The sequence below is a fragment of the Desulfitobacterium elongatum genome, assembly GCF_055378975.1.
In genome coordinates this window covers 4,342,971-4,364,143 of record NZ_AP038772.1, presented here as the reverse complement: position 1 = coordinate 4,364,143, position 21,173 = coordinate 4,342,971, and the positions used below count along the sequence as shown (strand labels likewise).

Genomic DNA, 21,173 nt, shown 5'->3' with positions numbered 1-21,173 from the left:
TGAATGAATTATAATCTTTAAAGAATAGAAAAAGGAGATAAAGATGAGTTATTCATATTCATTTGACGATTTTAAGATAATATGGGAACTAAAGCCGTTAGTTATTATTGATACGAATGGGCTATTAAATATATACAGATTTTCACCAGAAACAACTGAACATATTCTTAAGGTTTTAAACGCGATTCCTAAAAGTGAAATGTGGATTCCGGCTCAGGTTCTAGATGAATACAATGATAATCGGCAGAATGTAATTACAAGAGAATATAGTAAATATAAAGAGGTAACAAAAGAAGTTGAACGCATTATCGAAATTGCAAAAAATGATATCAATAAGCAATTTTTACATTTTAATAAATTTAAAATTCCTTTGGTGAATCAGCTAGGTGAAAAAATCAATACTTCAATTTCTACCATATGGACAGAATTAGAAAAGTATAATAGTGATATCAAAGAAGAAGTTAAGAAAAATCAGAAGATGTTAAAAGAAGATAAGGTCAAATTGTTTGTGGATGAGCTAATTAGAAGTGATAGAGTTGGTGCACTTTTCAACATATCTACTTTGTTAAAGATATTTGCTGAAGGAGAAATGAGATACAAGTATAAAATACCACCTGGATATATGGATGAAGAAAAGGATAAAAGAGATGAAACGAAAAGACGGAAGTTCGGTGACCTTATATTGTGGAAACAAGTTTTAGAACAGGCCCGTTCTTATCCAAATTCTCCAATCATTTTTATTACTCTCGATGAAAAAGAAGATTGGTGGATTCTAGATAAAGATAATATTCCTATTAGACCGAGGGACGAATTATTAGTAGAGTTTAGGGAATATAGCGAACAACCCTTAGTTTTATTAAGTCTTACTAATTTTATTAATCACGTAACTATTCTTAATAATATGGTTAACCATACCGCCTATCTAGAAATGAACGCTTTATCTATTTGTTTTGATTTGTTAGGAAGGGTCGGCTGGGACATAACAATAGATGATGGAGGACAGTTGACAAGGTATTTAATTCATAGTGGAGCTCTTCAAGATTCTTTAGAAAACGTATTGGCCGATGTAGAAGTAGAGGAAATTTTCACCCCGGAAATGATAATTGATTCTGTAAGCGTTAATGAGAATCAGGTTATTGTAGAAGGTTCATTTCAAACTAAAATCGGTGTTAATATCACAGAATCATATTCTAGAAATTATTCTGAGAAATTGAACGCTGAAGTTTTAATAGCAGGCTCAATTTGCTTTAAGTTTGAAGTGGACTTTGAAAAAGATGAAGATTTTATAAAAATGGAAACATTAGATATTAATGTTGGAGGCTTCGAGGTCTTAGCACTTGAGCCCTATATTAATCACGATGAATATTATGAAGACCGCTGCATCAAATGTGGTAATCCAAATACGGTATATTTTACCCAAAATGGTGAACCAATTTGCGTCAGATGCGCTATTGATTATGATAACTGCTCCGATTGTGGAAAATTATTTGATAAAGGTACATTGACGGGTACTTATTGTAAGGATTGTGAGATAGCACATTAGTCTGTATTTAATTCTATTGATAATTAGGCTAATCCTTTATAAGTATCGTTAATGAACCTAGTGGCTAAGTATTCGATGAATGTGTAAAGATGATTTAAATTCAAGAAAATAATAAAATCGACTTTGTTGCGTAGGTTTGCTGCAGCGAATCCGGGATATGTCGACGTGGATGAAGACGGGACGGAGTATGACATTCGTCCGGTAATCTACACCGAATTGCCTCAACCATTTACGATGAGTGAGTTTTACCAGCACATTGTAAGAGCGTTAGGTGCTCCGCAACTGGCCGGCATACGGGTTGAATGTAAAGCGGCAGGCATTGTCCCTCATCGAGCAGTAGCGTGTTGAAATGTTGATCCTTGACGAGATGGATTACATCTTGACCTCCCGAAGTGTCAAACCGATTGAAGCGATGGAGGCGATCAAGAGTCTGACCAATATTGGCAACATTTCCGTGGTTTGTTCTGGAACGACCGCAACAAAACAGTTGAGTGAAATTAACTTTCAATATTTCCGCAGGTTCCCGGCTGTCAAGCTGCCCAGATTTGATAAGTGCAACGAGGAGTTTTGCAATTTGTTGACCAAAATCGAGGCATATATAAATCCTCCAGAGCCTTTGGGATTAGGAGATTTTGGTTTACATTTTCCTGAACTGCTTTATCAGATGAGTCAAGGGGTGTTGGGGTCGCTCACTCCAGTTTTGCAACGGGCGTATCGTATCATGCTGAGCGAACATGAATTAGAGGAGCTGTCCGATCCAGAGCTCTTTGTAAGTGCTCTTCTCGTTGCAAAAAAGTACGTGTCAGGTGAATCTGAGGAGAAGTTCCTGGAACTTCTGAATAAAGCGGAAACTTACGAGGCGTGACAAACTATCGTGAATTTCAACTATATCTCTTAGAAGAGGTAATAGAGATATGAATCTTTGAACCTTCAACCTTTATGGTAAGCTCATAAATCATATACAACAGTTTTAATCTCTAGGTCTTATTTTGAAAGAAACAATTTACTAAAAATATGTTTCCACACTACTTTTTATCGAGCCGAAGTATCGTCTAATAATTCTAATATCGCCGATACGAGATGGAGATTAACGCAGCACGTTGGTGATACTTAATCGAAGGTTAAACTTAAACATGTTCCCACGGGCATAGCACGTTGAGAGTATAATAATGATGACGTCTTGTGGTCAAAAGGGAAAATGAGACGATTTGACCACAAGATGTTGTGGTGTTGGAGCAAAAAATGAGCAAAAAACGGGGTCAAAAAACGCATTTTTTGACCCCGTTTTTTAGGGGTTTTTATAATTGAGTATTCTTGCGCCATTCGTCCAGCAATCCTGTGACATCCGGCCAAAGTTCTTGTCACATGCGGCCACTTCTCTTGAACTATCCGGCCAATAAAATTGGTACCTCAGAAAAATGAACTCCTGTACAATATAGTCACTATGTGTACGGGAGGAAGAAGATGAGGTGCGAAGAACCAGTGAAAATCATAGAAATCTTGAGACTCACAGAGCAGGGTTATTCTCAACGAGATATTGCTCAAAGTGTAAAATGCGGCAAATCCACAGTAGGAGAAATTCAGAAACGCTGCCGGAATTGTAAACTTCAATACGATGTCGCAGCAAAAATGACCAATGATGAAATCAAGAGGCTGCTCTATCCAAACAGTTTCAGTCATCCCATAAAAGGAGATCCGGATTGGTCCAGTATCCACGAGCGTTTGCAAACCAATAAGCGACTCAACTTGCAATATCTATGGGAGGAATACAAAGCAGAAAATACCCATGGTCTAAGCTATAGCCGCTTTTGTCATCGTTATCTTGACTGGAAAAACGAGACCGGCAAAAACGTAATTATGGTTCAGAATCGTGAACCCGGCAAAGAACTATTTGTAGACTGGATGGGTGATACCCTAAGTTGTGTCGTCGACACTTCCACTGGAGAAATACTCAAAGCTCATTTCTTTGTGGCAACCCTGGGAGACAGTTCCTACCCCTATGTAGAAGCCTTTCCCGATGAAAAATTAGATAAATGGCTGCTTGCCCATGTAAATGCCCTGAGATATTTAGGCGGTGTTCCACGAGTCATTGTACCGGACAATTGCAAAACGGCCACGACAAAACCCAGTTACTATGATCCGGCCATCAATCGATCCTACTGGGAATTTGCAAAGCACTACGAAGTGGCCATATTACCGGCAAGAGTCCGTGAGCCTCAAGATAAGGCAGCTGTAGAAAGTAGTGTGGGTTGGCTGGAAACCTGGCTATTAGAATGGCTGCGCGGTAAACGGTTCTTTAGTTTTGAATCCCTTAATACCGAAATACAGTACCGTGTGAAAGAGTTGGTTAAACGACCTTTTCAAAAACGCAAGGGTAGTCGAGAAAGTGTTTTTGAAGCACTGGATAAACCTGCTCTTCGCCCCTTACCTTACACCCAGTTTGAGTATGCTGATTACATCGTGCGTAGAACACCGTCAAATTACCATGTCGAGTACGATGGTTTTCATTATTCGGTGCCCCATTGCTTAAGCAAACAAATGGTAACCCTTAGAGCCACTGCAACAACCATAGAAATCCTTAACGAGAATAGAGAGCGTGTGGCTCTCCATCAAAGGCGTCAAACGGGATCAAGATATGTAACGCATCTTAACCATATGCCACCCCATCACCGTCACCAATATGATACCAACCATTTTGATGGTGCCAAATACCGCATGTGGGCCAGGAACATCGGTGAGCAAACGTATGCCACAATTGATCATCTGTTGTCTTCACAAATTGCCGAAGAACAGGCATATCGCTCTTGTATGGGAATATTACAATGCTCAAAGAAATACGGCAACGAACGGCTGGAAGCTGCTTGCGTTAAAGCCATCGCTATGAAATCTTGCTCTTATACCACCATAACCACCATCCTTAAGAATGGTCAGGATAAAGTTTTCACCTCCTCGATGGGCAAGCCCACCCCTCTCCATGAAAATTTACGCGGTTCTAAAGCCTATGTTTAGGAGGTGGATGAGATGATTAACCAAACCCTCGATAAGCTGAACCGAATGAAACTACGAGCAATGGAGCAGGAATACCGAAGGCAGGTAGAGCTACCTGCAAATGCAGTCCTTCCCTTTGATGAGAGACTGGCTATGGTTGTCGATGCTGAATGGCTAGCTAGGACTAATAACCGATTACAGAGATTACTGCGGGAAGCCAATCTGCGAGAACCCTCTGCAAATCTTGAAAACATTAACTTTGACTCGAAAAGGAATCTGGATAAAGCAACCTTACTCCGGCTTGCTGATTGTGTCTGGATTAAAGAGGGCAGAAATCTCATCGTCACTGGAGCAACCGGAACGGGCAAAACTTACCTCATCAGTGCCTTTGGCAATGCTGCCTGCAGGAAAAGCCTAAAGGTTCGCTCTTACAGGGTAAACAGACTCTTAACTGATTTGGCAATTGGTAGAGGGGACGGTTCCTACAACCGGATACTTAATGACTTAAAAAAACCAGATTTACTCATCTTGGATGACTTTGGGATGGCCTCCCTTGATCCAGGTGCCTGCCGGGATCTCCTTGAAGTCGTTGATGATCGTCACGGTAAAAAATCCATTGCGATATCTTCTCAACTACCCGTGGCAAAGTGGCATAGCGTCTTTGAAGATGCAACCATTGCAGACGCAATATTGGATAGGTTGATTAACAATTCCCATCGAGTAGAGCTAAAAGGACCCAGTTTAAGACCTCATAATCCACAGAATGAAGGAGGTGATGGAACAACTAAATAATCTATGATACACTCCATGCAGAGGTACCGGCCTTTGGGCGGATAAGATAAGAATGATGGCCGGATACCGTAGGAACGGTGTCCGGATGTTTTGGCAATGAATGGCCGGATAACATAAGAACACCGGTCTGAATTAACGAGAATAACCAATGACATTTGGTATTTTTGAAGATGACACCTTAAAAACGCAAATTGCATAGATGAAAATCCAAAGGCATTGGGATGAAAAGTCTTGGTGCTTTTGCTTTCATAAAAACCAAAAAGGGCGAATCATTTCGGCGCCAGGTGAAAATTTAAGGGGCTTAGAAAAAATAGGAGGAAACTTATACACGATATCTATAGCATGCTGAGTTCCGCTGCAGAGCATAATTTGTTCAGGAGCGCATGAAACACCTCTTGATTCCTGTAGATATTTCATAATCTCTATTCGCAAATTCAATTCACCTTGTTTATCATGATAAAGATTTATTTTCTGTGCATCAATGGATAGAAGTGCTTCTGCACTTAGACGACACCACAATGAATAAGGAAAGGCTGTATTATCAAGGTTTCCATATTAGAAATTATATTTATATACGGCAGACTCATTATGAGTAGAAGTCAATAATTCATGTGAACTGCTTAAGACTTGATGGTCTATAATTTCTTGAAGTAATGGGGTATTTGTATGGGATTGGTTAGTGTTTATCTCTGGATAGGAAAGTAAATCATCATTAATGTTTTGGACAATATAACCTGATCCAGGTTTATTTAAAATATAGCATTCTAGACAAAGCTGAGAATAGGCATTTTCTACAGTATTTCTGGCAACACAAAGATTCTTTGCTAATTCCCGTGTAGAAGTAACTTAGTCCCCACTTTGAGCGTACCTGCAATAATTCTTCCTTCAACTGCTCATAAATTTGTTGGTAAATTGGTATTTCAGATGCATTGTTATATAAATCAAAATAAACCCCGTATAATTTCCTTTATGAGTATGTTGATTATTCCATAACTGTATCCATCTATTATTGTCGAATTGGCACTTTTATTAGGGATAATATGAATATTATAATACTATCATAAAAATGAATAAGCAGTAAACTGAAGTATTCCTTCGAGGAACGTTTATTGCTTAGGAGCATTCAACTGCACTTTTATTGAGTTGAGTGAGGATGCTAAAAAAATTTACACCTGTTATTAGAAGTTTTAAAAAGAAGGAGGAAAGGTTTTGTGCTTGCGATTTTATTCACTAATATAATGGAGGGAAAAAATGAGTAATTTTGTAGACAGGACTATTAATTCTAACCTCAGCCGAAGAAACTTTATTAAAGCAAGTACCGCTGCAGCTGCTAGTTTGTCTTTAGTGGGGTGCGGGAACACATTATTGCAAACAAATGCTACAGCTAATCTTAAAAATCAAGAGGGAAAATGGATTACTGCTGCTTGCTGGCATAACTGTGGTGGCCGCTGTCTCAATAAAGCGTATGTTGTAGATGGTATCGTCTTCAAACAAAAAACAGATGACACGCACCCCGATAGTCCTGATTATCCGCAGCAAAGAGGTTGTTTACGAGGACGTTCTCAAAGGCGGCAAGTCTTTGGCGCTGACCGTTTGAAGTATCCCATGAAGCGGAAACATTGGCAGCCTGGCGGTGGTGATAAATCTTTGCGGGGTAAGGATGAATGGGTACGTATTTCATGGGAAGAAGCCTTGGATTATGTTGCTAATGAAATTAAAAGTACGAAGACGAAATATGGAAACCGCGCTATTCTTTTAGAATCCTGGCTAAAAGGAGACGAGGCATTCTGGACTACAGATCTATCCGAAGTGGCACGTCCCTTAGCACTATATGGTGGTTATACCTGTACTTGGGGTACCACCTCTTGGGGGAACTGGGCAGGGCATATTCCAATGCTCGGCCATGGCAACTTCGATACCATGAACGACCGATTGGACCTACTGAATTGTGAAACGGTTGTCTTATTAAGCTCCAATCCGGCTTGGACTTCGATGGGTACCCCAGCTTCTATTTTTAGTCGAGTGAAGGATGCTGGAGCAAAATTTATCGGGATTGACCCTTCGTATACAGAATCAATGTCTCTTTTAGAAGCAGACTGGATCCCTGTTCGACCGGGTACTGATATGGCATTATTGCTGGGTGCAGCTTATACCATGATTACCGAAGATGATCCGATTAGCAATCCGATCATTGACTGGGATTTCTTGAAACGCTGTACGGTTGGCTTTGATGCGGGTCATATGCCCGCAGGCGAAGATCCGAAAGGGAATTTCAAAGACTATGTCCTGGGTACGTATGATGGTGTGCCGAAAACTCCACAATGGGCAAGCGAAATTTGCGGTGCTGAACCTGCTCAAATTCGTCAATTGGGTTTAGAATTTCGTAAAGATAGAAAAGTTGCTTTATTGTGTGGTTGGGCATCCGCACGGACTTCGAACACAGACTCTTTACCCCAATTGGTGATGACGATCGGCGCTATGGGCGGCCATTATGGCAAATCGGGTCATATGACAGGTGTCAGCTGCCACGCCTATGCGGGTAATGCCGGTCCAGGTTCTGCGTTAGTGAAGATCGGGGATTTAGGAATTCCTTACTCTGGACACCTCCTTCCCAATCCTGTTGATGACTGCATTAACGACTCTGAGGTGTGGTCGGCAGTCGTAAAGGGTAAATATAACTACACCGGCACTTATACCGATCATTTCCACAAAGGGGTAACGCGTGATATCGACATTCGGATGATTTATCATTCGAATGGTAATCGTTTGCAAACACGCGAAGGGATGAGCATCGGGATTGAAGCTCATAAAAAAGTTGATTTCGTAGTAACTCACGCCCAATTTATGACGACAAACTGCTTATATTCTGATATTGTCTTGCCCGTTACAACCCAGTGGGAAAGAGACGGTGGTTTCTTAATCGGAAATCGAGAAATGGCGATTATGCACTCTCGTATCACAGATCCGTTATATGAGGCGAAGGATGAATCTTGGATTGCGAAGGAACTGGGCAAGCGCTTAGGGCTAGATGGAAATAAGATCTTCCCCCATAGCGAAAAACAAGAATTTTTCAATCAAGCAGTCGGTTCTACGGTTATTCGTGAAGATGGCAAGACCTATGAACCCCTATTTACTGTTACCCAAAACGATATTGATGAATGGGGAGTCAAAGGGAAACCTCAACAAGGCCGTATTCCCTTGAAAGAAATGCAAGAAAAGGGAATTTACCAGGTTCCGAGAAAAACAGGAGATGATTTCGGTTATATTGCCTTTAAGGATTTTGTCAAAGATCCAGCCGCGAACCCACGTCCAAACTCTGAAAGTGGCAAATTCGAAATCTATTGCGGTAAATATGCAAAGACATTGAATGATTTAGGTTATGGACAAATTAAACCGATTGCTACTTATATTCCCGGAAAACAAGGATATGAAGAAACATTTAAAAATTGGAAAAACAAAGTTAAAGGCGATTATCCGTATCAAATGGTCAACCAACACTACTTGAGACGTTCTCACAGTATATTTAACAACATTCCCCAATTAAGTGAAGCCTGGGTAAACCCTGTATTTATCAACTCAAATGATGCTGCTGAAAAGGGTATTGTCGATGGTGACACGGTCTTGATTAGTAGTCCATTTGGCAAAACCTTGCGTACGGCTTGTGTAACAGAACGATTTATGCCTGGTACGGTTGGTGTACCTCATGGCGCTTGGTTAGATATCGATCCGAGGACCGGTATCGATACGGGTGGAGCGGATAACATGCTTACTGGTCCCAATCCCAGTGCTCAAGGGGCATCTGGCTTTAACTCTTGCCTTATCAACATTGAAAAATATAATGGGGCTAAATTAGTTCCGGATGCTAAAAAGCCCCTGAGAATTATGTTTTGAAAGGAGGGTGACCGAAATTGAGTCAAAAAGGATTTTATTTTGATATGACCCGTTGCATTGGATGTAAAACGTGCCAAATTGCGTGTAAAGATAAGAATAACTTAGACGTAGGTATCTTTTTTAGACGAGTCAGAAGTTATGAAACCGGTGCATATCCTAAACCTGGAGTATACCATTACTCCGGCACCTGTAACCATTGTGCAAATCCCAAATGTGTAGAAGGGTGCCCCACTAAAGCCTTACACAAATTAGAAAACGGTATTGTAGATCATGACAAAACGAAATGCGTAGGTTGTCGCTATTGCACTTGGAATTGTCCTTACGGTGTTCCTCAATTTATTGATAAATTAGGTATAATCAGTAAATGTGATATGTGTAAAGACCTCGTCGAAAAAGATGAAAGTCCTGCATGTGTCGATGCGTGTCCGATGCGTGCTATCGAATGGGGAGAGTTGGAGGATTTAAAAGCGAAACATGCCAGCGAGGCCATCCTTGATCTACCAATCCTTCCCCGCTCCTCAATTACCTATCCTTCGATCCTCGTTAAGCCTAAAACGGTTGCCAAACAAAAAGATTATCGGGAAAAGGGGTTATAATAATGGGAGAAATGCCCTTGTTGATCTTTTCATTTTCTTTGCAAGCTGCAATTGGAACCTTTATTTTTATGACATTGGGAAAACTGCTTACTAAAGGTAAGGAATTTAAACGGGCAGCCTTAACTGCAGCGGTCTTAAGTGTAATCGGAGTTTTAGCTTCTTTATTTCACTTAGGTCAACCCCTTCGCGCGCTGAATTCGCTCTCCAATCTGGCAACGTCCTGGTTAAGTCGAGAAATTTTGTTTTCAGCAACTTTTGCGGGCATTGCCGTACTTTATATACTTGTTCTTTATCTGAAACATGATAACCAGACTCTTCAGAGAGCTTTCCAATGGGCTGGGAGTGTTATCGGACTTGTCACAGTGTTTACTATGGCTATGATCTATGCAAATTCAGGTATTGTTGCTTGGCATGGATCGAACACCTTCGTAGATTTTTATGCAACCACAATTTCTGTAGGTGCATTGATATTTTTAGTGATAAGCCTTCCAGAGATAGAAGAAGCGAATAAGAAAATCTTTGGGTTAATTATTCTCACTACCATCTCCATCCAGGTTGCTGTCGGAATTCCCTATGCCTTTAGCTTAGGCCTTAATGGTATGGCTGCACAAACCAGCGCCACAATCTTTAGCCACCTAAGTTTCGTTATTGGTCTAAAATGGCTACTCGTATTGGGTGGAGCTGGACTCGTAATGTGGCCGGCCTCCAAGAAAGTCGGGACAGATCTTTCTCAGTCAACCACAGGCCTAATTTACATCGCGTGTTTTACCTTAGTTGTTGGGCAGTTGATTGGAAGATATTTATTTTATGCCGCTCTCATCGCCACAGGCATCGGATTGGTCTAAGGAACTTAAAGAGAGGAACAATTAAGCATGAAAATTGAACCCAAACTGGAAAGTATTAAAATGCTTTTAACCAATAGGGTTTATCTCTACCGATTGCTGCAAAACTTATTCGGAAATGAGCCAACTTTAGAATCGCTCAAAATTATTACGAACGAACACACTCGAATCTGTTTCTCCCTAATGCTTACGGAACAAAGTTATTCTCTCTTATCCGGTTTGGATAAACTGAATGAATGTGCACAATACTTATATACGGCTGAGGAAGAATTTTTGATTCAATGTCTTACCGAATATACTCGTCTCTTCATCGGCCCGACAAAACTTCCAGCGCCTCCCTGGGAATCTGTTTATACGTCGAAAGAGAGGCTGTTATTTCAGGAAAGCACCTTAGAAGTCCGACGATGCTATTTGAATTATAAGTTTATTCCGCTTCATTACCCTTCTGAAGCAGATGACCATATTGCTTTGGAATTGGATTTTATGCATAACCTCAGTACCCTCATCGAAACCGCCTTCCAGGAAAAGAACTTTAGCCAAGCCATCGAAATCATTAAGGATCAAAAGGTATTTTTAGAAAAGCATCTACTGAACTGGGTTCATCACTACGTGTTTGATCTGGAAGCTGCTACCTCTATACCTCTCTATCAAGGGTTAGCTTTGCTGCTAAAAGGGTTCCTTGAAGCAGATAATGACCTCATTGAAGAAATTACTGATAATCTAGGCTCACTTCAATAAAGCCAGTTTATTGTAAAAAGACCATTCAGACTCAAACAGGCTCGCTGCAATGAGACCGGTATAATCGACTCCTCAGTTTTTTGTCAGCCCGGAACACCCGGGCTTTTTGTTGTCACAAGGATAGCCAGCTAAACACCGATTTCAAGAGAAAATAATTTGACCAGGGACGCTCTATCCCTGGTCAAACCATGCCCGATTTAAGAGTGAAATTCCATCAGCAATGTCCTGTTCGCTCAACATGCTGTATCCCAAGAGAATTTCATTTTTGGGGCAGTTTTCTTTCCTATACCAAAACGGCAGGGTGGAATATACTTTAACTCCGTATTTCTTTGCCTGTTCAATTAACCATTTTTGATTTTCACCGTTTATAAATTCCAATAAGATATGCAAGCCTGCATTATTGCCGTGGATAACCACCTTATCGCCCATCAATTGCGTGATCGTTCGCACTAATATATCGTGTTTTTTCTTGTTGGAAAGACATATTTTTCTTATATGTCTTTCCCAATAACCGCCGGAAATATAGAGACTTGTTGTTTTTTGCTGGATCCATGGAACTGTATCGTAGTATCCGGCAAATACATCATTATATTCCGCAAGCAGCCAAACGGGTAAAACCATATAGCTCATGCGCAAGCCAGGCGATAATATTTTAGAAAATGTTCCTAAATAAATAACTCTTCCGTTTTCGTCAATTGATTGCAGTGCAGGGATAGGTTGGGCATTATATCTGAATTCGCTGTCGTAATCATCCTCAATAATAATACAATTATTTTGTGCTGCCCAACGCAGGAGGTTTATACGGTTTTGAATAGGCATTATCACACCGGTGGGAAATTGGTGGGAAGGTGTAATGTAGACCACTTTTGCCGAAGAACGTTCCAATTCGCTTAAACTAATACCGGTGGATTCAACGGAGATAGGTATAATTTCATAGCCGTTATTTTTAAATACTACCTTTGCGCCGTCATACCCAGGCTCTTCCATAGCCAGTTTACGTCTCTCAGGAGGAAATAACTTGCCCACAATATCTAAAGCATGCTGAGTCCCGCTGCAAAGAATGATTTGTTCGGGCGAACATGAAACCCCCCGCATTTGTTGGAGATATTTCATGATTTCAATTCTTAAAGACAGATCCCCTTGCTTATCCCGGTACCGATTAATCTCTTGGGCATCAATTGACAGAAGTGATTCTGCGCATAAACGACGCCACAGGGAATAGGGAAAGGTTGAGTCTTCAAGGTTCCCGTATTGAAAATTGTACTTATATGCTGAAGATTGATCGTGAATACAAGGGAGTAATTCCTGCGCACTACTTAATGACTCGGTCTCCATGTTGTTTAGTGTCGAAGCTTCGCGGACGAGTGGATGAACAAAGCTGACCTTGTGAAAAAAAAGCAGATTTTCATTAATATTTTGAATAATAAAACCGGATCCAGGCTTATTTAAAACATAACCTTCGACACAAAGCTGGGCATAGGCACTCTCCACAGTGTTTCTGGCGACACAAAGATTATTTGCCAACTCCCGCGTAGAAGTAAGCTTTGTCCCTTCCTTAAGGGCGCCGACAATGATTTGTTGCTTTATCTGCTCATAAATCTGCTGATATATTGGTGCTTTAGCTTCATTGTCGATATAAATCATAAAGCTACCCCCTGTGTAGACTTTTTTAAAATAAGTCAGTAAAATCGTATCCTTTTTATTTTCCAGAATTGGCACTTCAAGTAGAACCAGCATGATATTAATATGAATTTAACATTAATTTTACATGCAGTAAAGAGTACAACAAATCTAATTATTGAGAGGAGAAAGTTAATGAAAAAGACACCTTTTCATGAAGTCAACGTGGAATACGGAGCTCAGATGCAAGAACTGTTCGGCTACTACCTGCCGTGGGAATACGCGCCCGGCGGTGTAGAAGAACATATTGGGACGCGTGAGCGGGCCAGTCTGTGCGATCTGCATTACATGGCAGAGTTTAGGATCAAAGGCCCCGATGCCTTGACATTTGTACAGAAAATTCTTACAGCTGATGCGGACAAGCTGAAAGTCGGACAAATCAAATATACGACCATGTGTGCAGAAGATGGGAACATGATTGATGACGGTACGATTTGGCGATATGGTGATTTGGAATTCATGTTGATTGCTGGCGATGAGAGCGATTGCGACTGGATTCAAAAGAATGCCAAAGGGTTCGATGTTTGCATTGAAAATATTACTTCCGACCATACTACACTTGCGCTTCAGGGTCCTAAGTCAAAGGCAATCTTAAAAAAACTGTCGACGATAAATCCGGATACTATATCCTACTATCATTTTACAAAAGGTGAGGTAAATGGTGTGCCCTGTGTCATTGCACGTATGGGATACACGGGAGAAAGCGGTTTTGAATTTCATTTTGCATCGGCGCACGCCAGACAAATGTGGACAACGATCATGGAAGCTGGCGCGGAATTTAACATCGTACCATGCGGACAATGCGCACTGGAAAGCTTACGCCAGGAAGCCGGGTATTTGCTGGTTGGCAATGACCACGATAAAAATACGAATCCGTTTGAGGCCGGCATCGGGTTTACGGTAAGATTTGAGAAAAAAGATTTTAATGGCAAACAGGCCTTACTGAATATTGTCAAGCAAGGTGTAAAGCGCAGGATGGTATGGTTCAAATTAAGAGGCGGAGAAGTTGTAAGCAAAGGCGATGTTATCAGTTTCGACAGCAAGAAAATCGGAGAGGTTACCAGCGGGTCCTATTCTCCTACCAGCAAAACGGGGACAGCTATGGGGTATGTTGAACCCCAATATGCTATTCCTTCCCTCGAAGTTACGATTGATAGCGCTGGAAAAGCATGCAAGGGGATCTTATCACTTGTATCTTTGTATGACCCAGGAGATCAAAAAACAAAAGTAGCTCAAAAGGAGGATATCAATGAATTATTTGATAATCTTGAAGTAGCCATGGTTGCCTGCAATCCCGATATGAAAATTGTTTACCATAATAAGAGAGCCGCTTCTTTCTTCAAGCTGCTTTTCAACAAGGAAAATCTTGTTGGCAATGGTTTGAACGTATGTCATGTTCCTGAACAGTTAAAAAATATTAAAAAGCTTATGGAGGATTTCAGAAGTAAGAAGAAGGCGCTGAGTTTCTTCATGATGCCGGATGAAAACATTCCCGGCGGGTTGGTAAAAGTAGTGCATGTTCCTTATTTCAAAGATGGCGAATTGGCTGGGGTTGTGGAGTTTGACTTTGAGAGTGCTTTGGAACCGGGCGGTCGTGATGAGTTGAAAGCGGATCAACGCTGGAACCCGCGCGAAAAACGATAATATCCACGAGCCTATAGTCGTGGGGCGGTTGAGATAATTCGGTATGAAATAGTTACTTTAGTTGCAGATGTCGGGTGAGAACGACATCTGCAACTAACAAAAAAAGGAGTGAAAACATGAAATTTCCCCATATGTTTCGTCCGGTAAAGATTGGTAATTGTGAAGTCAAAAACCGTGTGATCATGGGAGCTATGGGTCACGGTCAGGCAGCTCCTGATTGTGAATTTTCAAAGGCAGCAGAAGATTTTTATGCCAGAAGGGCAAAAGGTGGAGTGGGATTAATCTTAACTGGAATTACTGAACCTGACTTCGAAGTGGATATGTTCCCGAATGGCGGTATCAGTGGCTATGTGAATCCAAACCATAATCCCAAGGCATTTGTTGAACGATGTACGGAAATGACAGAAAGGGTTCATAATTATGGCGGCAAAATATTTATCCAACTAACCGCAGGATTCGGTAGGGCGCTCCATAACAACAGCTGTTCCGAGAACCCTATATACTTTACCCCTACACAACGTGCTCATGCCGTTACGAAGGATGAAATAAAACGTAAGATAGAACTTGTTTCATCAGCAGCGGTAATCGCCAAGTCAGCCGGATTTGACGGGGTAGATTTGTCCGCACTGCATGAAGGATGCCTGATGGACGAGTTTGCAACTCCGTTTTTCAATAAGCGTACCGATGAATACGGTGGATCCTTTGAAAACAGGCTGAGATTTACGAAAGAACTTTTGGATAGGATCAAGGGTGCCTGCGGAAAGGACTTCCCTGTTGTCGTCCGTATGTCCATGAAGGGATATCTTAAGGGCTGGAACCGGCCGTCTCTTCACGGAGATGATGAAGTAGGTCGAACGGTTGATGAATCCATCGAATTAGGTAAGTACTTAGAGAAGATCGGTTTCGATGCGCTGCTTATCGACGTAGGTGTATTTGACTCAATGTACCACATCTATCAGCCTCTATATCTTGAGAAGGGGCTTAACTTCAAATATACCGAATTGTTGAAAAATGCGGTAAGCATTCCAGTGTTCGCAACCGGAAGATTAGATGATCCCAATATCATTGAAAAAGGCTTAGCTGCCGGACAGGCTGACGGAGTAGTTATTGCGCGAGGCCTTTTAGCGGATCCTGATCTTGTCATCAAGGCAATGCTTGGCCAAGACGAAAAAATCAGGCCTTGCTTGTCTTGTAACGTTGGCTGTCTGCACCGTATCCTCAGTGGTCAACGCTATAGCTGCGCTGTTAACCCGCAGGTAATGCGCGAAACTACGTATTCTCTGGCGCCGGCGCTTAAGCCCAAAAAGGTACTCGTAGTTGGAGGCGGAGTGGCTGGTATGGAGGCTGCCCGGGTAGCTCAAACCAGAGGCCATAATGTCACATTAATTGAAAAAACTGACCGACTGGGTGGGCTTTTGATTTCAGGGGGGGTTCCTAAGTTTAAAGAGGATGAGAAACGCTTGATCCAATGGTATATCGGAGAATTGGCTGATTTAGGTGTACAGGTCAGCTTAAATACCAAAGCGGATCAAGAGTACGTCAAAAATTTTGGAGCAGATGTGGTCATCGTGGCCACTGGATCAAAGCCTTTGATGCCTGAATATATCCCTGGAATCAATAATCCGAAAGCAGTAAATTGTATTGATGCTTTTCTGGGTAAAGCCGATGTTGGAGAAAATGTCATTATTATCGGTGGAGGCTTGGTTGGCTGCGAGTTGGCGCTCTATTTAAATGAAATGGGCAAAAATGTAACTGTAGTCGAAATAAAAGACGAAATTTTGGCTCACGATAAACCGGTACCGTTGATGAATAAGTTGCTGCTCTCCGACATCATCAAAGAAAAGGGTATTGAAGTTAAGACCGGTTATATGCTCACAGCGGTTACGGACGAAGGAGCTGAAATTGCCGATAAGCACGGACGTCTTGAAAAACGGAATTCGGACAGTGTCATCATCGCTATAGGGTTTACACCGGTGAATGATTTGTATCAATCCCTTTTGGGAGAAGTCGAGACTTATAACATCGGCGATAGTCATAATCCATTTAATGTCAAGAATGCTGTTTGGGATGCATACGAAGTGGCACGTTCAATCTGATCAAATTCTAGGAGCTAGGAGCCGGGGGGGATACCCCGTGGTCTTGCTGAAAATGGTTGGCATTAATTTATTTGGTTCAATAATAATAAATAATATGATTATTTTGTTATTAAACTAATAAGGAGCATTCCAGTAATCAATTAAAACGGCCTTTGAAAAAAGAAGTACCACCCTGTACTATTACGAGGTGTCGTCCGAACAAGTCGACCCTTAATTTTCCGTACAGGAGGTACTCTCAAATGAATAATAAGCAAAAACAGCGAATTAAGCAAGTCTCAGAAACAACTCTTATCATTGGTGCAGATATCGCAAAAGAAAAGCATGTAGCCAGAGCTCAGGATTTCAGAGGGATTGGGCTTGGTAAACGGCTTATCTTTCACAACAACGATAGTGGTTTTACCCAACTCGTAAACTGGATTAGGGACTTACAAGCAAAACATGATAAAGAGGATGTCATCTTGGGATTAGAGCCTACGGCCCATTATTGGTTAGCAACAGCTCAGTTTCTTCACCAAAGTGGAATCAAAGTCGTTTTAGTTAACCCCTATCATGTAAAGAAAAGTAAAGAACTTGATGACAACTCACCCACTAAAAATGACATTAAGGATGCCCGTGTCATTGCTCAACTTGTCAAAGATGGAAGGTATACAGAACCTAATTTACTAACAGGAGTCTATGCCGAATTACGAGTCGCAATGGTTCAACGGGAACGGTTAAACAAAGAGTTGAACCGAGTAAAAGGCCGAGTCATCAATTGGCTGGATCGGTTTTTCCCAGAGTACCTACACGTATTCAAAAATTGGGAAGGTAAAGCATCTCTTGTGACGTTAAAGCGATTTCCATTACCGCAAGATATTCTCAAGTTAAAGCCCGAAGAGATTGTGGTTGAGTGGGAAGGAAAAGGTTCAACGGGCAGTAGGGATGAAACGGGCTAAGCTGCTTGTTGAGCAGGCAAGCGTCTTAATTGGTTTAACATCAGGCATCACATCTGCCCGATATGAGCTAAGACAGCTTCTTGAGCAATATGAACTCTTTAAGAGGCAGATGGAAGAACTCATGCTTTACGTTGAGCAATTACTCAGTGGAATCCCTAGTTCAGAGAAAATGATGACCATACCTGGCGTAGGCTGGGTAACTGTAGCAGGCCTTTTAGCTGAAGTTGGGGATATAAATGGTTATGAGCATCCTCAACAGATTATTAAGCTGGCGGGATTGAATCTTAAAGAGAACAGTTCAGGTAAACACAAAGGGAAAACAACCATAGTTAAACGAGGTCGACCTCAACTGAGGGCCCTACTATTTAAGTGTGTGTTACCCTTAGTTGCTAAAAACCCTGAGTTTAAGCAATACACCGTTATCTAACCACAAGGGAAAATAACCCCTTAAAGAAAAAGCAATCACTAATAGCATTATGTGGAAAACTCATACGGATTCTATTCACATTGGGGACAAAGAAGCTTTAATAATACAGTACATTAAAGCTGGCAAGGAGGATAATACGAATGTTCATGACTGACCATGAGACCATTAATATTTATGGCGCTTGTGAGAATAATTTAAAAAATGTTTCTCTTCGCATCCCCAAAAAACAAATTACAATCTTTACTGGTTTGTCTGGTTCAGGAAAATCATCTTTGTGTATGGATACGATAGCAGCCAGCTCCCGGCGGGAGCTAAATGAAACCTTACCCAGTTTCGCTCAGCGGTATTTACCGAAATATGGACGTCCTCATGTAAATAGAATTGAAAATCTTCCCGTAGCTATTGTCATTGATCAGAAAAAACCGGCTCCTAATTCCCGCTCGACTGTTGGGACGTATACCGATACGTATTCTTTGCTGCGCTTGTTATTCTCACGGATTGGCCAGCCTTTTGTGGGATATTCCGATTCTTTTTCCTTTAATCATCCGATGGGAAGTTGTCCACGCTGCAATGGCTTGGGTGAGGTAGTCGATCTTGATGTATACAAGCTGGTCGATTTCAATAAGTCATTAAATGAAGAGGGTGCCATTAACTATATTGCCTTTAAACCGGGCGGATGGCGCTGGATCGAATATGCCTGCAGCGGACTGTTTGATTTGGATAAAAAAATCAAAGACTATTCGCCGAAGGAATTGGAAATGTTTCTTTACTCTCCGCAGATCAGGCTCAAAAACCCTCCGGCAAACTGGCCTAAAACCGCAAAATACGAAGGACTCATGACACGAATGTATCGTAGTGTGATTAATTCAGATGAAGGAAAGCGCCATAAAAAGTGGCTGGAATCCATGACTACGACCGAATTATGTCCCCAGTGCAATGGCGCCCGGCTGAATGCAAAGGTTCTCTCTTGCCGTATTGGCGAAAAAAATATTGCAGATGTCACGAATATGGCCATTCCTGACATCATTTTCTGGCTTCAATCAATCAAGGATCCGATCGCGGGAGACATTAAGCAGGAGCTTGTCAAAAGACTGTCGGCCTTACAGCAAATAGGACTTGATTATATATCTCTCAACCGAGGAATGAATACACTTTCAGGTGGCGAAGTACAGCGTTGTAAAATCGCCAAATATATTAACTCGGTATTATCTGATATGCTTTATATTTTGGATGAACCTAGTGTAGGGCTGCATAGCCACGACATTCGCTTGCTGAAAGAGTCCATACAAAATCTGAAGGAGAGCGGCAACACGGTTCTTCTCGTAGAGCATCATAAAGAAATGATAAAAGTCGCTGATCATATTGTGGATATGGGTCCCGGCTCGGGAGCTGACGGAGGGGACATTTTATTTGAAGGAAGTTATAAGGAATTGCTTCAATCGGATACACTGACGGGAAGAATGATGAAAGAGAAATTGCCGCTCAAGAAAGAATTACGCAATGCAACAACATGGTTTCCCATTGAGCAAGCGAAATACCACAATCTCAATAATCTATCGGTGCAGCTTCCTCTAGGTATACTCACCGTTATAGCTGGGGTTGCCGGCTCAGGGAAAAGCTCACTGATGGAATACTTCTGCAAGATTTATCCGGAAGAAATCATTTACATCAATCAGCGGAGCATTGGCACAAGTCTTCGTTCCACCCCTGCTACTTATCTTAACATTGCGAATGATATTCGAAGAGTATTTACAAAAGAAACAAACGCCGGGAGCGAAATGTTCAGCTTTAATGGCAAAGGCGGATGTCCTGTCTGTTGCGGCAAAGGAGTTATTATTTCAGATATGGCCTTTATGGACGCTATCGAAACTACCTGTGAGGCTTGTGGAGGGTTGCGTTATTCGAAAGAAGCATTGCAATATTCAGTGAACGGCTTAAATATCGCAGAAATAATGGATTTGACCGTAGAAAAAGCGATCAGCTTTTTTGCCGATACCCAAATTGCTGTGAAACTGCGTCCACTCGTACAGGTTGAGCTTGGTTATTTACATCTGAATCAGGCGTTGTCAACCCTTTCTGGAGGAGAATTGCAGAGAGTTAAGCTAGCCTCGTATCTGTCAAGCCGAGGAAAGATTTTTATTTTGGACGAGCCCACGGATGGATTGCATCCGGATGATATCCAAAAAATGATCTCAATGTTTCATTCAATGGTGGAGCAGGGAAATACGATATTTCTTGTTGAGCATAATTTGGATGTTCTCAAGGCGGCAGATTATGTGATCGAACTAGGCCCTGGCGGAGGACAAAAAGGAGGCAATTCGCTTTTTTCAGGGACTCCAGAGGAAATGTTATCTTCACAATCTTCTATAACAGCTTCTTTTTTAAAACATGAGCTGCCTGAGTAAGATTGAGGGATATTCTTACAGGGAGGCGGCATCAATATTGAATTTAAATATGCATATGATATTGGACGAACTCAGCGCTCTGAGCCCCAAATCTTTTTAATTCAAAGATCATATTAGAGGAGAAAAGATTTGGAGGTTTGAAACACAAGGAATGACCATATTTGTACCATGTATTGAGCTTGTAAGGGCTTTCTATGCAAGTAATTCAACGCTTGCAAAGGCGTTACTTGAGCAAAATGGCCTGGACTTTTTAATCCCCTATTCAAAATCCTTTGGAGAAAGGATTACCTTAAAATTGGATCATAGAATACCCAGAAAGCTAATTAACAACGATTTTGTCCAACACCTTATTTGGGTAAAATTCGATAAGTTAGCGAATAAAATCTGGCACGCTATTCTTTATGATATTTTACCAAAGGGTGACATTGAGCCACCCTTACTTCTCTTTCCTGAAATTTTGCCTAAAAAAGAACTAGGGAGCGCTAAGAAAATACAGATGATCCCTCCGATGAAAGGCCCCAGCACCTGGGAAGTGCGTGTTTTATCGAAGGATCATAATCTTTTGATTTTCGATTTAATGGGTTAGTAATCTAGTT

15 protein-coding genes are annotated in these 21,173 nt (G+C 41.4%); 14 read left to right on the top strand and 1 reads right to left on the bottom strand.

Annotated features, from left to right (window positions below):
• Positions 1–43: 43 nt before the first annotated feature.
• From ACZ42W_RS20555 to ACZ42W_RS20515, 9 genes are all read left to right on the top strand, one after another.
• A complete protein-coding gene (locus tag ACZ42W_RS20555) occupies positions 44–1,543 on the top strand; it encodes a PIN-like domain-containing protein (protein WP_464167121.1) in 1,500 nt (499 codons plus the stop codon).
• Positions 1,544–1,666: 123 nt separating this feature from the next.
• Entirely contained in the window at positions 1,667–1,891 is a 225-nt protein-coding gene (locus ACZ42W_RS20550; RefSeq protein WP_464167120.1) for a hypothetical protein, read from the top strand.
• Between the two features lies 1 nt (position 1,892).
• A complete protein-coding gene (locus tag ACZ42W_RS20545) occupies positions 1,893–2,408 on the top strand; it encodes a TniB family NTP-binding protein (RefSeq protein WP_464167119.1) in 516 nt (171 codons plus the stop codon).
• Between the two features lie 599 nt (positions 2,409–3,007).
• The gene (gene istA / locus ACZ42W_RS20540) at positions 3,008–4,552 is read left to right on the top strand and encodes an IS21 family transposase (RefSeq protein ID WP_464167118.1); all 1,545 of its coding nucleotides are present in this window, start codon (positions 3,008–3,010) and stop codon (positions 4,550–4,552) included.
• 12 nt (positions 4,553–4,564) lie between these two features.
• Positions 4,565–5,323, top strand: a complete 759-nt coding sequence (gene istB / locus ACZ42W_RS20535; protein WP_464167075.1) for an IS21-like element helper ATPase IstB — start codon at positions 4,565–4,567, stop codon at positions 5,321–5,323.
• 1,251 nt (positions 5,324–6,574) lie between these two features.
• Complete coding sequence (locus ACZ42W_RS20530; RefSeq protein WP_464167117.1) at positions 6,575–9,214, top strand: molybdopterin-dependent oxidoreductase; 2,640 nt, start codon at positions 6,575–6,577, stop codon at positions 9,212–9,214.
• Between the two features lie 17 nt (positions 9,215–9,231).
• A complete protein-coding gene (locus ACZ42W_RS20525) occupies positions 9,232–9,810 on the top strand; it encodes a 4Fe-4S dicluster domain-containing protein (RefSeq protein ID WP_464167116.1) in 579 nt (192 codons plus the stop codon).
• Between the two features lie 2 nt (positions 9,811–9,812).
• Positions 9,813–10,655 (top strand): dimethyl sulfoxide reductase anchor subunit family protein, encoded by an 843-nt coding sequence (locus tag ACZ42W_RS20520; protein ID WP_464167115.1) that lies wholly within the window; start codon positions 9,813–9,815, stop codon positions 10,653–10,655.
• Between the two features lie 27 nt (positions 10,656–10,682).
• Complete coding sequence (locus tag ACZ42W_RS20515; RefSeq protein WP_464167114.1) at positions 10,683–11,390, top strand: TorD/DmsD family molecular chaperone; 708 nt, start codon at positions 10,683–10,685, stop codon at positions 11,388–11,390.
• A 171-nt stretch (positions 11,391–11,561) separates the two neighbouring features.
• On the opposite strand, the gene pdxR is transcribed toward ACZ42W_RS20515, so the two are convergent.
• The gene (pdxR, locus tag ACZ42W_RS20510; protein ID WP_464167113.1) at positions 11,562–13,034 is read right to left on the bottom strand and encodes a MocR-like pyridoxine biosynthesis transcription factor PdxR; all 1,473 of its coding nucleotides are present in this window, start codon (positions 13,032–13,034) and stop codon (positions 11,562–11,564) included.
• Positions 13,035–13,205: 171 nt separating this feature from the next.
• Between pdxR and ACZ42W_RS20505 the strand changes: the two genes are divergently transcribed.
• The 5 genes from ACZ42W_RS20505 (at position 13,206) to ACZ42W_RS20485 (ending at position 20,577) form a co-directional block, all read left to right on the top strand.
• Entirely contained in the window at positions 13,206–14,714 is a 1,509-nt protein-coding gene (locus ACZ42W_RS20505; RefSeq protein ID WP_464167112.1) for a glycine cleavage T C-terminal barrel domain-containing protein, read from the top strand.
• A 116-nt stretch (positions 14,715–14,830) separates the two neighbouring features.
• Positions 14,831–16,810 carry an oxidoreductase gene (locus ACZ42W_RS20500; protein ID WP_464167111.1) on the top strand — a complete coding sequence of 660 codons (1,980 nt, stop codon included), beginning with the start codon at positions 14,831–14,833 and terminating at the stop codon, positions 16,808–16,810.
• Between the two features lie 239 nt (positions 16,811–17,049).
• Positions 17,050–17,745: an IS110 family transposase gene (locus tag ACZ42W_RS20495; RefSeq protein WP_464167110.1), complete on the top strand. Its 696-nt coding sequence runs from the start codon at positions 17,050–17,052 to the stop codon at positions 17,743–17,745.
• Positions 17,696–18,172 carry a transposase gene (locus tag ACZ42W_RS20490; RefSeq protein ID WP_464167109.1) on the top strand — a complete coding sequence of 159 codons (477 nt, stop codon included), beginning with the start codon at positions 17,696–17,698 and terminating at the stop codon, positions 18,170–18,172. The genes ACZ42W_RS20495 and ACZ42W_RS20490 overlap by 50 nt, the downstream gene beginning before the upstream one ends.
• Positions 18,173–18,312: 140 nt before the next feature.
• Positions 18,313–20,577 (top strand): ATP-binding cassette domain-containing protein, encoded by a 2,265-nt coding sequence (locus ACZ42W_RS20485; protein WP_464167108.1) that lies wholly within the window; start codon positions 18,313–18,315, stop codon positions 20,575–20,577.
• Positions 20,578–21,173: the final 596 nt, after the last annotated feature.

What these genes read in the sequence shown, in the direction of transcription:
- ACZ42W_RS20555 (WP_464167121.1), top strand. Translation starts at nt 44, where the DNA reads ATGAGTTATTCATATTCATTTGACGATTTTAAGATAATATGGGAACTA.
- ACZ42W_RS20545 (WP_464167119.1), top strand. Translation starts at nt 1,893, where the DNA reads ATGTTGATCCTTGACGAGATGGATTACATCTTGACCTCCCGAAGTGTC.
- istA (WP_464167118.1), top strand. Translation starts at nt 3,008, where the DNA reads ATGAGGTGCGAAGAACCAGTGAAAATCATAGAAATCTTGAGACTCACA.
- istB (WP_464167075.1), top strand. Translation starts at nt 4,565, where the DNA reads ATGATTAACCAAACCCTCGATAAGCTGAACCGAATGAAACTACGAGCA.
- ACZ42W_RS20530 (WP_464167117.1), top strand. Translation starts at nt 6,575, where the DNA reads ATGAGTAATTTTGTAGACAGGACTATTAATTCTAACCTCAGCCGAAGA.
- ACZ42W_RS20520 (WP_464167115.1), top strand. Translation starts at nt 9,813, where the DNA reads ATGGGAGAAATGCCCTTGTTGATCTTTTCATTTTCTTTGCAAGCTGCA.
- ACZ42W_RS20515 (WP_464167114.1), top strand. Translation starts at nt 10,683, where the DNA reads ATGAAAATTGAACCCAAACTGGAAAGTATTAAAATGCTTTTAACCAAT.
- pdxR (WP_464167113.1), bottom strand. Translation starts at nt 13,034, where the DNA reads ATGATTTATATCGACAATGAAGCTAAAGCACCAATATATCAGCAGATT.
- ACZ42W_RS20505 (WP_464167112.1), top strand. Translation starts at nt 13,206, where the DNA reads ATGAAAAAGACACCTTTTCATGAAGTCAACGTGGAATACGGAGCTCAG.
- ACZ42W_RS20500 (WP_464167111.1), top strand. Translation starts at nt 14,831, where the DNA reads ATGAAATTTCCCCATATGTTTCGTCCGGTAAAGATTGGTAATTGTGAA.
- ACZ42W_RS20495 (WP_464167110.1), top strand. Translation starts at nt 17,050, where the DNA reads ATGAATAATAAGCAAAAACAGCGAATTAAGCAAGTCTCAGAAACAACT.
- ACZ42W_RS20485 (WP_464167108.1), top strand. Translation starts at nt 18,313, where the DNA reads ATGTTCATGACTGACCATGAGACCATTAATATTTATGGCGCTTGTGAG.